The sequence below is a fragment of the Streptomyces sp. MK7 genome, assembly GCF_032658145.1.
Lineage (GTDB): Bacteria > Actinomycetota > Actinomycetes > Streptomycetales > Streptomycetaceae > Streptomyces > Streptomyces spiralis.
Window position 1 is genome coordinate 13,342 of the sequence record NZ_JAVACL010000055.1, and the last position, 14,007, is coordinate 27,348.

General features: G+C 73.0%; 18 protein-coding genes. 6 read left to right on the plus strand and 12 right to left on the minus strand.

Annotation, left to right across the window (positions count from 1 at the left end; translation table 11 throughout):
• Positions 1-293 precede the first annotated feature (293 nt).
• Complete coding sequence (locus tag R2S09_RS35315) at positions 294-1,067, minus strand: hypothetical protein (protein ID WP_316745386.1); 774 nt, start codon at positions 1,065-1,067, stop codon at positions 294-296.
• Positions 1,068-1,338: 271 nt separating this feature from the next.
• Here R2S09_RS35315 and R2S09_RS35320 point away from each other — a divergent pair, with 271 nt between their 5' ends.
• The gene (locus R2S09_RS35320; protein WP_399145380.1) at positions 1,339-2,127 is read left to right on the plus strand and encodes a class F sortase; all 789 of its coding nucleotides are present in this window, start codon (positions 1,339-1,341) and stop codon (positions 2,125-2,127) included.
• A 10-nt stretch (positions 2,128-2,137) separates the two neighbouring features.
• Here R2S09_RS35320 and R2S09_RS35325 read toward each other — a convergent pair whose 3' ends face one another.
• Positions 2,138-2,557: a DUF2267 domain-containing protein gene (locus R2S09_RS35325; RefSeq protein ID WP_306192306.1), complete on the minus strand. Its 420-nt coding sequence runs from the start codon at positions 2,555-2,557 to the stop codon at positions 2,138-2,140.
• Between the two features lie 153 nt (positions 2,558-2,710).
• Positions 2,711-3,448, minus strand: a complete 738-nt coding sequence (locus R2S09_RS35330; RefSeq protein WP_306192305.1) for a type 1 glutamine amidotransferase — start codon at positions 3,446-3,448, stop codon at positions 2,711-2,713.
• A 210-nt stretch (positions 3,449-3,658) separates the two neighbouring features.
• On the opposite strand from R2S09_RS35330, the gene R2S09_RS35335 reads away from it, so the two are divergent.
• Positions 3,659-4,822, plus strand: coding sequence for a CapA family protein (locus R2S09_RS35335; RefSeq protein ID WP_306192304.1), 1,164 nt, complete (start codon positions 3,659-3,661; stop codon positions 4,820-4,822).
• A gap of 24 nt (positions 4,823-4,846) precedes the next feature.
• Here R2S09_RS35335 and R2S09_RS35340 read toward each other — a convergent pair whose 3' ends face one another.
• Positions 4,847-5,278, minus strand: a complete 432-nt coding sequence (locus R2S09_RS35340; protein WP_306192302.1) for a hypothetical protein — start codon at positions 5,276-5,278, stop codon at positions 4,847-4,849.
• A gap of 137 nt (positions 5,279-5,415) precedes the next feature.
• Between R2S09_RS35340 and R2S09_RS35345 the strand changes: the two genes are divergently transcribed.
• Together R2S09_RS35345 and R2S09_RS35350 are read left to right on the plus strand one after the other, a co-directional pair.
• Positions 5,416-5,847 carry an SRPBCC family protein gene (locus tag R2S09_RS35345; RefSeq protein ID WP_306192301.1) on the plus strand — a complete coding sequence of 144 codons (432 nt, stop codon included), beginning with the start codon at positions 5,416-5,418 and terminating at the stop codon, positions 5,845-5,847.
• 37 nt (positions 5,848-5,884) lie between these two features.
• Positions 5,885-6,340: an archease gene (locus R2S09_RS35350; protein WP_189901812.1), complete on the plus strand. Its 456-nt coding sequence runs from the start codon at positions 5,885-5,887 to the stop codon at positions 6,338-6,340.
• Positions 6,341-6,398: 58 nt separating this feature from the next.
• Here R2S09_RS35350 and R2S09_RS35355 read toward each other — a convergent pair whose 3' ends face one another.
• From R2S09_RS35355 to R2S09_RS35370, 4 genes are all read right to left on the minus strand, one after another.
• Entirely contained in the window at positions 6,399-7,811 is a 1,413-nt protein-coding gene (locus tag R2S09_RS35355) for an RtcB family protein (RefSeq protein WP_316745388.1), read from the minus strand.
• Positions 7,812-7,820: 9 nt separating this feature from the next.
• Positions 7,821-8,168, minus strand: a complete 348-nt coding sequence (locus R2S09_RS35360; RefSeq protein ID WP_372337831.1) for a DUF2267 domain-containing protein — start codon at positions 8,166-8,168, stop codon at positions 7,821-7,823.
• Positions 8,169-8,213: 45 nt separating this feature from the next.
• On the minus strand, positions 8,214-8,963 hold the full coding sequence (locus R2S09_RS35365; RefSeq protein ID WP_316745389.1) for a PepSY domain-containing protein: 750 nt from the start codon (positions 8,961-8,963) through the stop codon (positions 8,214-8,216).
• A 118-nt stretch (positions 8,964-9,081) separates the two neighbouring features.
• Positions 9,082-9,744, minus strand: coding sequence for a response regulator transcription factor (locus tag R2S09_RS35370; RefSeq protein WP_306192296.1), 663 nt, complete (start codon positions 9,742-9,744; stop codon positions 9,082-9,084).
• A 489-nt stretch (positions 9,745-10,233) separates the two neighbouring features.
• Between R2S09_RS35370 and R2S09_RS35375 the strand changes: the two genes are divergently transcribed.
• Entirely contained in the window at positions 10,234-10,632 is a 399-nt protein-coding gene (locus R2S09_RS35375; protein WP_306192295.1) for a hypothetical protein, read from the plus strand.
• Between the two features lie 22 nt (positions 10,633-10,654).
• On the opposite strand, the gene R2S09_RS35380 is transcribed toward R2S09_RS35375, so the two are convergent.
• The 4 genes from R2S09_RS35380 to R2S09_RS35390 form a co-directional block, all read right to left on the minus strand.
• Positions 10,655-11,743, minus strand: a complete 1,089-nt coding sequence (locus R2S09_RS35380; RefSeq protein WP_306192293.1) for a Ku protein — start codon at positions 11,741-11,743, stop codon at positions 10,655-10,657.
• Positions 11,744-11,868: 125 nt separating this feature from the next.
• Positions 11,869-12,045 (minus strand): hypothetical protein, encoded by a 177-nt coding sequence (locus R2S09_RS40795; protein WP_399145386.1) that lies wholly within the window; start codon positions 12,043-12,045, stop codon positions 11,869-11,871.
• Positions 12,000-12,812, minus strand: coding sequence for a hypothetical protein (locus tag R2S09_RS35385; protein WP_399145388.1), 813 nt, complete (start codon positions 12,810-12,812; stop codon positions 12,000-12,002). The genes R2S09_RS40795 and R2S09_RS35385 overlap by 46 nt, the downstream gene beginning before the upstream one ends.
• A gap of 19 nt (positions 12,813-12,831) precedes the next feature.
• A complete protein-coding gene (locus R2S09_RS35390) occupies positions 12,832-13,131 on the minus strand; it encodes a hypothetical protein (RefSeq protein ID WP_316745390.1) in 300 nt (99 codons plus the stop codon).
• A gap of 328 nt (positions 13,132-13,459) precedes the next feature.
• On the opposite strand from R2S09_RS35390, the gene R2S09_RS35395 reads away from it, so the two are divergent.
• Entirely contained in the window at positions 13,460-13,870 is a 411-nt protein-coding gene (locus R2S09_RS35395) for a hypothetical protein (RefSeq protein WP_316745391.1), read from the plus strand.
• Positions 13,871-14,007: the final 137 nt, after the last annotated feature.

Consider the following 14,007-nt stretch of genomic DNA (forward strand, 5'->3'; position numbering starts at 1 on the left):
CGCATGGCGACGCATCACCGGTCGTCGTCCCGGCCGGCAGTCGCCCGGACGAGCCCCGACCGTCCGCTGCCGGACGGGGCGGGGTGGTGGCACCACGGCCTGTGACCTGGACCTGTCACCGGTTCCCCGTCGGTGCTCGGGTTCCCTCGCCCGGATGAAGGGAGGGACCGTCAGTAGTCCGAATGCGACGCTCCAATGGTGCGTATCGGTCATTGCGCTGAAGGTGATCACGTCGCACCTGTGATGCCGACTGAGTGGGCGTCGTGCCGACTCTCGCAGTCGCGACGGAAGGACTACCCATGCGCATGACCCGTACTTTGTTCGTCTCCGCGGCGATCGCCACGGCCGTAGCGGTCTCCGCTCCGGTCGCCGGCGCCGTGGAGCTGACGGCGCTCGGCCAGTCCCCCGGCCACACCCCCGTCAGCAGCACCTCCTACGGTGGCGGCTCCGACGACGGCGGCCGCAGCGACGACGGTGGCCGTGGTGACGAGGGTGGCCGCGGTGGTGACGACGGTGGCCGTGGTGACTACGGCCGTGGTGACGACAGTGACCACGGCGGTGACGACGGTGGCCGTGGCGGTCGTGGCGACAAGCCGCACGGTGGCGTGCACGCCGGTGGCGGGGCCCTGGCGCTGAAGGGCACCGACCACGGCGGCGGCCGCGGTGACGACGGTGGCCGTGATGACGAGGGTGGCCGCGGCGGTGACGACGGCGGTCGTGGTGACGACGGTGGCCGTGGTGACTACGGCCGTGGTGACGACAGTGACCACGGCGGTGACGACGGTGGCCGTGGCGGTGGCCGTGGCGGTCGTGGCGACAAGCCGCACGGTGGCGTGCACGCCGGTGGCGGGGCCCTGGCGCTGAAGGGCACCGACCACGGCGGCGGCCGCGGTGACGACGGTGGCCGTGATGACGAGGGTGGCCGCGGCGGTGACGACGGCGGTCGTGGTGACGACGGTGGCCGTGGTGACTACGGCCGTGGTGACGACAGTGACCACGGCGGTGACGACGGTGGCCGTGGCGGTGACCGCGGCGGTCGTGGCGACAAGCCGCACGGTGGTGTCCACGCCGGTGGTGGCGGCCTCGCGCGGTCCTCGGACAACTCGGACACCGCGCTGGAACTGGGTGCGGGGGCCGCGTTGGTGCTCGGCGGCCTCGGAGCGGGCGTGTACATGCTGCGCCGCCGCCGGGCATCGGGCGCCTCCGCGGCCTGAAGTTCCTGAGCGTCACCCCGCTGTCGCGGCCTGCGTCACGTCCCGCGAGGAACGCGCAGGCCGCGGAAGCGGCGCTCTCCCCGGCGCGCACGATCAGCTCCGCTTTTGACGAAAGGCACCGTCCATGGCCTCTCAGCATCCGTCTCGGAGGGGGCAGTGCGGGACCGGGTCCGCCCCGCGGCGCGGCCGGCTCCGTCTGCTGTGGCCTGTGGCAGCGGTCGGGCTGGGATTGATGCTCATTCAGCACTCCCTGGGCAGCCCGGTCAGCGAGGCCAGGCAGCAGCCCCGCCCCGCGGCCGTCGCCTCGCAGGCGGCCCCGTCAGCGCCGCCGTCCACGCCTCCCGCGACCATCGCGATTCCCACGCCGTCCGCACCGTCCGCACCGTCCACGGCCCTCCGCCCCTCCACACCGACCACGCCCGCCGCCGGCGCCCTCGACAAGGGGCTGCCCCGGTCGACACCGGTACGCATCTCCATCCCCGAGATCGGCGTCGACGCGCCCTTCACCAAGCTGTCCCTCGACGCCTCCAAGCACCTGAGCCCGCCACCCGCCGACGACAAGAACCTGGTCGGCTGGTTCCAGGGCGGGGCCTCACCCGGTGAGCGCGGGGCGGCGATCGTCGTGGGTCACGTGGACACCAAGACCGGTCCCGCGGTCTTCGTCGACCTGGCGTCGCTGGAGCCGGGCGATCCGGTGAGCATCACGCGCACCGACGGCGTCGTCGCACGCTTCAAGGTCGACCGCGCGGAGAAATTCAGCAAGGCCGACTTCCCCGACGATCTGGTCTACACCGACACGCCGACCCCCGAACTGCGCCTGATCACCTGCGGTGGCACCTTCGACCGCAGCAAACAGGACTACGAGGACAACCTGGTCGTCTTCGCCCACCTCGACTCGATCAAGATCACCTGACCGCAGGACCCTATTCCTCCGTGGCGCGGCCGACGGGCAGGAGTTCCCGGATGTCCGCCGGCAGCGCCCCGCCGACCTTCTCGGTCAGCTCCGGGGCGAGGGCGGCGTCGAGCACCTCCAGCACCGCGGCGGCCTCGCGTACGGCCGCGTCCTCGTCCGTACCCGCGCGCCCGGCGATCCTCCCGGCGAACACGGTGAGGTCGAACCGCTCACCTGAGGCGTGCGTGCCCCCACCGGCGGCCGACTGCGTCACCTCCCGCATGGGGGCGGCCAGTTCGTGCGGAAGCTGGGCGGCCACGTGGTCCGCGAGCCCGGACGGCAGCCGTTCGGCGAGCGTGCTCAGCACGGCCCGCGTCGCCCGCTCGGCCGATCCCCGGTCCGGCAGCTGAGCGAGCGCCTGCACCTTTCCGATCATCTCGTCGTGCCGCATGAGGCGCGTCTCCTTTCCCAGCGTGTGGTGCGTACGGTCCGGCTGGGAACACCCGTGTCCCGGCACCGGGCGAGTACCCGGTGCGCCGCTCCTACACCGGAGCCGGCCGACGGCGACGCGGGCCGCGCGACCGGCCGGGTGCCACGCGGATCCTCACGCCGGCGCGACGCCCTGCGGCGCACCGCGGCCGTGCACCAGCGCCGCGAACCGCAGCGCCACCTCCCGCCAGACCGGTACGGCGGCCGGGTCCGCACGCACCGCGACGCGGTGCAGCTCCGCCCGGTCCAGCCCGTGGCGCTCCAGCCGGGCCGCGGACCACCGCGCGATGCGCTCCGGTTCCGCCTCGGGGTGGAACTGGACGCCCCACGCCGCCTCGCCGACCCGGAACGCCTGATACGGACACCGCTCGCTGCGGGCCAGCCACCGCGCCCCCTCGGGCAGCCGTACGATCGCGTCCACATGGTGCTCGATCGCCGTCGGCCGTTGCGGCAGCCCGCCGAACAGGGGGTCGTCCGCCGCTTCCGGCCGCAGCGTCAGCGCCGTGCTCCCGAACTCCGGTTCGCCGTGCTCGCCCGCCACCTTCCCGCCCGCCACCTGTGCGAGCATCTGCCCGCCGAGGCAGATCCCGAAGACCGGCACGCCCCTTTGAAGTGCCTGTGCCATCAGGGCCCGAGCCCCCGCAAGCCACGGCGCCCGGTCGTCGTCGTCCGGCAGAAAGGCGCCGCCCAGCACGATCAGCGCGCCGTGCTCCAGCCGCTCGGGCAGGGCCTCCCCGGCGTCCGCCCGCACCACCTCCATGCCGACCCCGCCCTCGGCCAGCCAGTGCGCCCACCGACCAGGCCCGCCGTACGCGCTGTTCTGCACCACCAACGCCGTGGCCGCACTCCGCATGGCCCGATTCCACCCCTCTGCCGCACCGCCCGGCCGACCCGCGCGGCCCCCGTGATCCTGCCCCCCTGACCGACCCGGCCATGCCGGGTACCCGCCCCTCGTAGCGGGAACTCGCCGTTCGAACCCGTCCGGAGCTCGTTCGAACCCGTCCGAACCGCGTCCGAACCCCGTCCGGACCCGTTCGCGTCCTCGGTCCCCAAGGAGGCGATCATGGTGGAAGCGGCGCAGCCGGTGGCCGCGCGGCGGGGCGCGGTGACGCTGTTCCTGTGCGGTGACGTGATGCTGGGCCGCGGGGTCGACCAGATCCTGGAGCACCCCGGCGATCCGGCCCTGCGCGAGGACTGGATACGGGACGCGCGGGCCTATGTCGAACTGGCGGAGGCGGCCTGCGGCCCGATCCCCGCGCCGGTCGCGCCCGCCTGGCCGTGGGGCGAGGCACTGACGGTGCTCCGGGAGGCCGCACCGGACGCACGGATCGTGAACCTGGAGACGGCCGTGACCTGCAGTGACGCCTTCGCCCCCGGCAAGGCGGTCCACTACCGGATGAACCCGGCCAACCTGCCCGCCCTGACGGTGGCCCGGCCCGACGTCTGCGTGCTGGCCAACAACCACGTGCTGGACTTCGGCCGCGCCGGTCTCCTGGAGACCCTCGACGTCCTGCGCGCCGCCGGACTGCGGTCGGCGGGCGCGGGCCGCAACACCGAGGAGGCGTACGCGCCCGCCGTGTGCCCCGTGGCGGACGGCGCCCGCCTGCTGGTGTTCGCCCTCGGGACGATGTCCAGCGGCATACCGCCGAGCTGGGCGGCCACGGCCGACCAGGCGGGCGTCGCCTACGTCGCGGAGCCGACGGAGCGGGCCGCCGCCGCGGCGGCCGGACGGGTCCGGGAGTTCAGGCGGCCCGGCGACATCGCGGTGGTCTCCGTGCACTGGGGGTCGAACTGGGGCCACCACATCCCCCGGGAGCAGATCCGCTTCGCGCACACCCTGGTCGACGGCGGGGTGGACGTCGTCCACGGGCACTCCTCGCACCACCCGCGCGCCGTCGAGGTCTATCGCGACCGGCTGATCCTGTACGGCTGCGGCGACTTCATCGACGACTACGAGGGCATCACCGGCTACGAGCAGTACCGCGACGACCTGCGTCTGGCCTACCTCGTCTCGCTGGAGGCGGAGACGGGCCGGCTGCGGGACCTGCGCATGACGACGCTGCAGGCCCGCAGGATGCGGCTGGAGCCCGCCGCCGAGGAGGACCGGACGTGGATGGCGGCCATCCTCGCCCGGACCAGCCCCGGCACGGCCGTCGTACCCGATCCCGACGGCGTGCTCCACGCGGTGCCGGACACGCCGGACACCGGCGGCCCGAAGGGGCGGTGAGGGCGGTGGATCCGGCTGCGCCCGTCACCCGCCGGGATCCGCGGATTCCGGCGGCACGGGCAGCGGCTGCCGCCAGGGCGTGGACTCGTCGATCCTCGGGGCGGCCCGGCGCACCGCGCGTGCCAGCGCCTCGGCCTGGGACGCGGTGCGCGCGGCGACGACGAGCAGACGCAGCGGGGCGGAGGGCCGGAGCTCGACACACACCAGGGGCCTCCCGGGCCGTACCGCGACGAAGTCCTCCCCGCCCTGATGGGCGCGGGTGCCGATGCACATCAGGCCGGGCACGCAGGTGCCACGCCGCTGGCTTCCGCGCACCGTGCGCCACCAGTCGGTCTCGACCGTCACACGGCACACCGCGGTCAGCGGCACCCGCACGTTCCCATGACGGGCCGCCGCCTTCTCCCACAGCGCCGGACGGACGACCAGATCGTCACCCTCGACGCGTATGCGTGCCATCGCTCCACCCCTCCCTTCCATCGTCGCTCCGCCCTGCCACCGCCGCTTTGGACGACGACGGCGACCGCCGTCGGCCGGCACGGGCGCACACTGGAAGCAGAAGCTGTACGCACACCAGTCGTACGTGGAGGCCGGCCATGAGCACCCTCGAAGAACACGTGGACGTCGGAGTTCCGATCGACGAGGCCTGGGACGGCCTGCACCGGGTCGAGAACTATCCGCGCTTCGTGGCCGGAGTCCGCGAAGCCCGCACGGAGTCGGGCGGCCGGGCGCGCCTCGACATCGAGGCCAGTGGCCGGTCCCGGGAGATCGAGGCCGAACTGTCCGACCGCGCGGCGGAACGTGTGATGGAGTGGCACACCACTGGCGCTCCCGACCTCATGGGCTCCTTCACCCTTCAGCCCATCGACGACAACCACACCCGCATCCAGGCACGGCTGGAGTACGACCCCGACACCGTCAGGGAGACCCTGGGCGGACCGAAGGGCTTCGCCCAGGCCAGCGCGATCGAGCGGACGGTCCGCGGCGATCTGGAGCATTTCAAGGAGTGCGTGGAACAGGGGCGGTGACCGCGATGAGCCGCCGCCGAACGGGCACCCGGTGAGCATGGTCGGCGACACGGGTGACGACAGGGAAGCGCGGCGGCAGGGCGAGAACGGCCACCGGGCCGTGCCGCACACCGCCGATGTGCGCCTCGAGGCCTGGGCCACGAGCCGGGAGCGCTGTCTGACGGAGGCGGCGCTGGCGATGGTGGACTGCTTCGCCGACGTGTCCGGGGTGCGGCCCGCCGCCGTGGAGCACGTACGGCTGGCCGAGGGCAGCGACGAGGATCTGCTCGCGGCGCTGCTGGACGAAGTGATCTACCGGCTCGAGGTGCAGGGCCGGATACCGGTCGACGTGGCGGCCGCCGAGGTCGACGACGGACTCGACGTCCATCTGGCGATGGCCCCGCTCGCGGACGTGGAGATCATCGGCGCCGCGCCGAAGGGCGTCTCGTGGCACGGAATGCACATCGGCCCCGATTCCTACGGCTGGTCCTGCGCGGTGACCGTCGACGCCTGAACCGGGGGCCTGAGCCGCAGCGCCTGAACCGGGGGGCTCGAAGGGGCAGGGCGGGGCTTCAGCCCTTGACGACGCCCAGCGGCACCAGGCGCGCCACCGTGCGGCACAGCCCCGCCGCCTCGCTCACCGCGACCACCACGCCGACGTCCTTGTACGCCTCGGGCGTCTCCTCCGCCAGACTGCGCAGCGAGCGCGGCCGCACCGCGATGCCCTCGTGCTCCAGCCGCGCCCGCAGCTGCCTGCCGCTGATCGTGCGGGCGGCCTGATGGCGGCTCAGCGTACGGCCCGCGCCATGGCAGGTGGAGGCGAACGCGTCCCCGCCGGGCACGCCCGCCAGCACGTACGAGGCGGTGCCCATGGTGCCGGGGATCAGCACCGGCTGCCCCGCCGCGCGCAGATCCTCGGGCAGGTCGGGGTGGCCGGGCGGGAATGCGCGGGTGGCGCCCTTGCGGTGGACGCACAGCCGGCGCCGTACCCCGTCGACCGTGTGGCTCTCGATCTTGGCGAGGTTGTGCGACACGTCGTACACGAGCGAGAGCGAGGTGCCCGCGCTGCGCCGGAAGATGGTGCGGGCCGCGTCGGACAGCAACTGGCGGTTGGCCCGGCCGTAGTTCGCGGCCGCGGCCATCGCCCCGAGATAGGCCTGTCCCTCGGGCGACTCCACGGGCGTGCAGGCCAGTTGCCGGTCGGGTACGGAGATGCCGTACCGGGCCATGGCCCGGTCCATCGCCTTGACGTGATCGGTGCAGATCTGGTGACCGAGGCCGCGGGAGCCGCAGTGGATCATCACGCACACCTGGTCGCGGGCGATCCCGAAGGCCGCCGCCGCCTTCTCGTCGTACACCTCGGCGACCTGTTGCACCTCCAGGAAGTGGTTCGCCGACCCCAGACTGCCCACCTGCCCGAGGCCGCGCTCCCGCGCCCGCTCGCCGACCTGCGTCACATCGGCGTCGGCGACCGCCCCGCGGTCCTCGCACCGGATGAGGTCGCGCTCCTCCCCGTGGCCCTGCTCCACCGCGTACCGTGAACCGCCGCGCAGGATCCGCTCCATCTGCTCGGGGCCGGCCAGCCGCCACACACAGCCGGGTCCCGCGCCCCGGGGGATCGCCCGGTCCAGGGCGTCCATCACCGCGGGCAGCGACCGCTCGAACTCCTTGCGTTCGCAGCCGGCGGCCAGCAGCCGCACCCCGCAGGAGATGTCGAAGCCGACCCCGCCGGGCGAGACCACGCCGCCCTCGTCCACCGCGGTCGCCGCCACACCGCCGATGGGGAAGCCGTAGCCCCAGTGGATGTCGGGCATCGCGTACGAGGCGCCGACGATCCCCGGCAGGGTGGCCACGTTCACGACCTGCTGCAGCGACTGCTCGGCGTCGGCGAGCAGCTCCCGCGAGGCGAACACCACCCCGGGCACCCGCATGTCCCCGTGCCGTTCGATGCGGAAACGGTGGGGACGCTCCTCGACCAGTTCCATCGTTCCCGCTCAATCCGCGAGGTCCGCCTTGCCGAACAGGGTGGCGTAGCCGGACGGGAGCCGGCCGACGACCTGGTTGAGTTCGCCGCCGGAGACGGCGTCGGCGACGGTCGTCAGTACGGCGCCGGCGTCCCACTGGGCGGTCCGCGGGTGCGCACCCGTACGCTCCGCCACCCGGTGGTAGAACTCCTCGACACCGAAGCTCTCCGCCCGCTCCCGCTTGGCGTCGGTCAGCGACTGCCCCAGGAACTCGTCGCACTTCATCGCCGCCTCGCTTTCCCGCGCCGTACCCGGCGCGGCACCCTCGGTCGGGACCCCTGCCGGTTCTGCCGACGAGTACCCCGATCGGTCCCGTATGACCGAAGGCGCGAGGGACGACCGAAGGCGCGCGCGATGCCGAGCTCAGTCGTGGTCGACGTGTTCGAGCACGATCTTGCCGCTGGCCGCGTCGACGTCGAAGGTCCTCTTGTTCCAGTTGTCGGTCGTGACCACGTCGACGGACCAGACGAGGCGGTGGTCGTTCTCGTCGAGGCTGATGCCGGTGACGGTGCCCTTGGTCTTGTCCGTGGCCGTCTTCACGGCCTGGGCCGACGTCTGGGTGGCCTTGTGCAACCGGTCGGCGACCTTGCGCTTGTCGTCGGCGTCCTGGTCCGGTTCCGTGCGGCTGCCGAAGACGCTTCCGCTGACCGCGTCGACGTCGACCCGGTGCACCGTCCCGTCGGCGGCGGCGACCTTCGCCTCCCACTCGGGGGCGCCCGCGGAGGGGGCCGGACTCGGGCTGCCGGTGCCGGGACTGGCTGTACCGGGGCTGGCTGTACCAGGACTGGCCGTGCCGGGGCTGGTCGTGCCCGGCGAGGTGGTCGCGCCGCCGGAAGCGGTCTTCAGGTCGAGATCGACGAGCTTGCCCCCGGGCACCTCCTTCCCCGCGGTGGCGGCGGCCTTCTCCCAGCTCACGTGCGTCTTGGTGATGAGGTCCCTGCGGTGTGCCTGGTCCTCGTTCAGCGACGCGGTGGGGGAGGCCGGCGAGGTGGCGGTGGGGGACATGGCGGTGGGGCTCGTCGGGGCGGCCTCGGCGACGCTCGAATGTGTCGAGTCGGTGCCGCAGGCGGCCATCAGCAGGACGGAACTGCCCAGGCAACAGGTCAGGGCCATGGTACGGAGAGGCGGAAGACGTCGCGCAGTGGTCATGCAGCTCTCGGTAACCATGGCCCGATCCCTTGACACCGGCCTGGAGGCGAAACCACCGGAATGGCCGGGCACGCGTCACCGCTCAGCGGCGGGTGTGGACCAGACCGGTCTCGTAGGCCACCGCCACCGCCTGGGCCCGGCTGCTGAGGTCCAGCTTCGCCATCATCCGGTTCAGATGCGTCTTCACCGTGGCGATGGTCACCGTGAGCCGGTCGGCAATCTCCGGATTGGACAGCCCCTGCCCGACCAGACTCAGCACGTCCCGCTCGCGGTTGGTCAGCGACGTCAGGGGTCCGGCACCGGCCACGTCGGGCGACGGGCAGCGCAGATAGGTGTCGATGAGCCGCCGGGTGACCGTCGGCGCGAAGAGCATCTCGCCGTCCGCGATGGCGCGGATGGCGGTGAACAGCCGCTCCGGCCGCGTCTCCTTGAGCAGAAAACCGCTCGCGCCCACCCGCAGCGCGGCGTACACCAGCTCGTCGAGGTCGAACGTGGTCAGCATGATGATGCGCGGCTTGGGCTCGCCCGAGGCGGCGAGGATCCGCTCGGTCGCCGCGACCCCGTCGAGGCCCGGGAGCCGGATGTCCATCAGGATCACGTCCGGCCGCCGCCCGGCGGCCAGTTCGACCGCCTCCTCACCGGTCGCCGCCTCCCCGCACACCTCCAGGTCGGGCGTGGCGCGTAAGAGGGCCGACAGGCCGCTCCGGACGAGTACTTGGTCGTCGACGACGAGCACACGTGTCATCTTGTGCAGTCCCCCGAACTTGGTTCCCTCCACCGGCCCGCAGGGGGCACCGCGTCCGGGTGGTCGTCCCGGTCCGCGCGGTACGGGCCGGCGGCGCGAACGCCACCTGGAACCCGGCCGCGGGCCTGGGCCCGGCGCGGAAACCGCCCCCGTAAAGCCTCACGTGTTCCTACATGCCGATCAACCCGTGCCCGGTTCCCCTTGAGTTTTGTCCGATTCCTGTCGGACAGCCACCGGCTCCTGTGCCGGGCGAGGCGCGGGTGTGCTTGCGGTGAACTCCCGGTCAACCCAGGGGCCGACCCCTCTCAGCCCCTGGGTTGAGTCCAGGCGCGACCGCCCCGGCCGACCCACGGCGAAGACCAACCCGCTGCCCGACGCGCCCGTCGCTGCCGGATCCGTAGTTTCTCCACCGCAACCGGCTCTCGCAGCCGTGCAACCCACCGTTCGGCCCGGCTCCGACGGGGGACCGGACCGGAAAGGAAGGACGTCATGAACGTACGCAAGAGCCTGGCCATCGCGTCGGCGACGGTGGCCCTCGGAGGCGGTCTCGCCCTGGCGGCACCGGCGGCGCAGGCCACGCCGGCATCCCACGGCGGCACCGCCGCCACCGCGGCCATGCAGTGCAAGCAGCACAAGATCACCGTGCCGTCGGACCGGGGCGCCGTGGCGTACTGGGAGTGTCACCGGACGTACCACGGCCACAGGCAGGCCAGCACCCAGATCTGGGTGTACGACAAGAAGGCCGACGGCAAGTGCGTCTACGGCACCGTCAAGATCGGCAGCTGGCGTCACACCTACAAGGCCTGCCCCAAGGGCCACAACGTGAGCGGGGCCCGCTCGGGTTGGCACAACGGCGCCGACGCCCAGGTCATCATGTCCATCCGCTGATCCGGCACCGCCGGTCCGGAGGTCAGGCGGCGGTCGTCGCGGTCTTCTTCCGCCTGCCTCCGGCACGGGCGAGCGCGTCGATGAGCTCCGCGCGGCTCATCTTCGAGCGGCCGGGGACGTTCTGATCGGTGGCCCGCTCGTACAGCTCCGCCTTGCTCAGCCGCCGCAGCTCGCTCTTCTCGCTCTTCTTGCCCTTCGTGCTCTTCGCGCCGCCGGGGTCCCGGCCGGTCCGCGCCGGGACCTCACGGGCGGACTTCCTCGCGGCCTTCGCCGCCGGAGCCTTCCTCTTGGGCTCCTTCTCCCGGGGCCGTTCGGCGCCCTCGCCGCGGGCGCCGCGGGCCTGGTCCACGCTGCCCTGAAGGACCTTCATCAGGTCGATCACATCGGTGGCCGAAGGCGGTGCCTGAGCCGCCACGATCTCCTGGCCCTCCGCCTTCGCCCGCACCGTCTCCCGCACCTTCTCCTGGTACGTGTCGTGGTACCGGGCCGGGTCCCACGGTCCGCTGAGGGCCTCGACCAGCTGGACCGCCATGTCGAGCTCCTTGCCCTTCGCGGCGTGGCCGGAGGGCAGCTCGGGCAGCTCCTTGCCTGGGTCGCGGACCTCGTCGGCCCAGTGCAGGGTCTGGAGCACCAGAAGGCCGTCATCGGCGCGCAGCGCGGTCAGGTACTGCCTGTTGCGCATCACGAACGTGGCGATGCCCGCCTTGCCCGCCTGCGCCAGGGCCGTGAGCAGCAGTTCGTAGACCTTGAGGTACTCCTTGCCGCGGGGCGCGACGTAGTAGGTCCGGTAGAAGTAGACCGGCTCGATGTCCGCGAGGTCGACGAAGTCGGTGATCTCGATGGTCTGGGAGCGGCCCGGCGCGATCTCGTCCAGTTCGTCGGGCTCGACGACGACGTACTCGCCCTCGGCCAGCTCGTAGCCCTTGACGATGTCCTCCGGGGACACCTCCTTGCCGGTGCGTTCGTTGACCCGCCGGTTGCGGATCCGGTCCGTGGTGCCGCGCTGCAGCTGGTGGAAGTGGACGGTGTGGTCCTGCGTCGCGGTGAACAGGCCCACCGGGACGCTGACCAGCCCGAAGGTGATCACGCCGGTCCACATCGCGCGTGCCATGACCACCCGCTCCCGTCCTGCCTGCCCCGGCCGCGACACCCGGCACGACACTCCTGTCCACCACGCTGACACTTCCCCGCCCGGAGCGCGCGTCGAGCACCGGCCGGCGGCGCGCCGCCCACCGTCTACCTGACGCGTGCGGCCAGGCGGTCCACTTCCTTCGCGGCCTTTCGGGCCTCCTCCTCGGCGCGGGCGAGGGCATCGGAGGCCTCCTCGCGCCGCTCCTCGGCGTCCCGCTGGTCGTGCTCGGCCCGGCTCAGGTCCTCGCGGGCCTGGTGCAGTTGCCGCTCGGCGGCGGACACCTGCTGTTCGGCCCGATCACGACGGTCACGGGCCTGCGCCACCGCCGCGTCGGCGTCCGCCTGCTCGGTCTGCAGGGCGGCAAGGCGCCGCTCGGCCTCCTCGGCCGCCTTCCGGGCGGCCGCAGCCGGGCCTGCCGCTCGCGGCGCCGTTCGGCGAGTTCGTCCTTCGGCGCCGGCCGCTGCGGTGGAGTCGCCGTCCGTGCCGGTCGGGGCGCCGACCGGGGCCGCTTCGGGGCTGCCGCTCCCGCCTCCCCGCCGTCGGCGGGGAACACCGACGGCGGGGTCAGGGCACTGTGCAGGCGGCCCGTCGCCCACTGCTCGGCCGCCTCGGGATCGGTGAGTACCGCGAGCAGCGTGGATTCGACGTCCTGCCGTACGGCGTCGGACAGCCGGTGACCGCTGTCCTGAGCGAGCTGTGCGGCCTGCCGGGACAGGCCGGAGACGACCTGCCGGCGCCGCGCGGACAGCTCCTTGAGCCCCGCGGCGTCCAGGGTGCGGTACGCCTCGCGCAGCGCCTCCCCGAGCTCGAGGAAATGCCGGCTCTCCTCCGGCCGGGAGCGCAGCAGCAGGTTCGCGGCCCAGGCCGCCAGAGTGGGACGGCGCGCGCCGTGGATCCGGCGGGCGTCCGCGACCCGGCCGTCCGCCTTGAGGGCGGCGGCCAGCTCTTCACGGCGGGCGACGAAGTCGGCCGGCGGCGTGGTGTGGAGCTCGTCGAGGACCGCCTCCACATCCCGCGGTCCGCCGCGTCGCCCACCCTTGCGCCGCATGGTGCTCGTCGCCGGTCACTCACACGCTGTCGCAGATCCGTTCCGCCTGCGCGGCAGCCGTGCTGCGTGCGACGTCGGCGTCCGCCGCCTGGCGTTGGGAGGCGTCCGGGTGGCCCCCGGCGGCGACGAGGTCCTGGAGCTCCTTCTTGAGCTGGTCGTAGTCGCGCGCGGCCTGTTCGGCAGCCGCCATGGCCCTGTCGCAGTCCTGTGGGGTGGCGGCGGGCGCGGTGGGGACGGCCTTGGCCGAGTGGGCTGCCCCGGAGAGGGCGAGGACCAGGGTGGCACCGGTCGTCGTGACGAGCATGCGTACCGAAGTCATGGGGGTGACCTCCAGTCCTGCGGTCCGGCGTGCAGACGCCGCCTGACCACCATGAGCCAAGAGCCCTGCCGCTGCCACTCGCACGGCATCGAAGGAGAGCGCGCGCTCTCGGACCGCGCGCTCTCGGGCCGCGCGCTTTTGGACAGCACGGCTTCGGGCCGCGCGGTTTCGGGTCACTGTTCACGCCTACGGGTGAATCTGGGAATGGATGTCCAGACCGATCCCGGTCGGTGCGGTGTCCTGAGGCACGGACGCCGCGAGGCGTGTGAACGCCCCGGGGGACGGGACGGGGCGCGACGGGACCCTGACCGAGGGGGGAGCGAGGGGCATGCGTGTCTTCGTTCTGGGGGTGTGGCTGCTGACCGCGAGCCTGGGCGGCTATCTCGCCACCGTGTGGATCCGCCACGGCGGTCTGCGGCAGCGTACGCCCGGCGTGACGCGGCTGCCGCTGTGGCTCGTCGTGGGACATGTGGCGCTCGCCGTGGCCGGGCTGGCCGCCTGGACGGTGTACCTCGTGGGAGGGCTCAGAGGCTCGGCCTGGACGGCCTGCGCGGTCGTCCTGATCGTGGCCGTCTTCGGCTTCATGATGCTGCTGCGCTGGCTGCCCAGCCCTGGACGGCACTCCCACGGCGGCGTCACCGCCGAGCGGCACTTCCCGCTCACGGCCGTCGTCGCCCACGGCATGTGCGCCGGAGCCACCGTGCTCCTGGTGGTGCTGGTGGTGCTGGGCCAGATGTGAGACTTCACCCCCGCGTCGTGCCGGTGCCTCACCGTGCCGCCGTCGCCGGCGCCCGCCGCGTCCGCTGCCTGCGACCTCCCTCTCCGGTTCGTACCACGGCCGATTCGGGAGAGCATGGAGGGGCGGCCTCTCAGCAG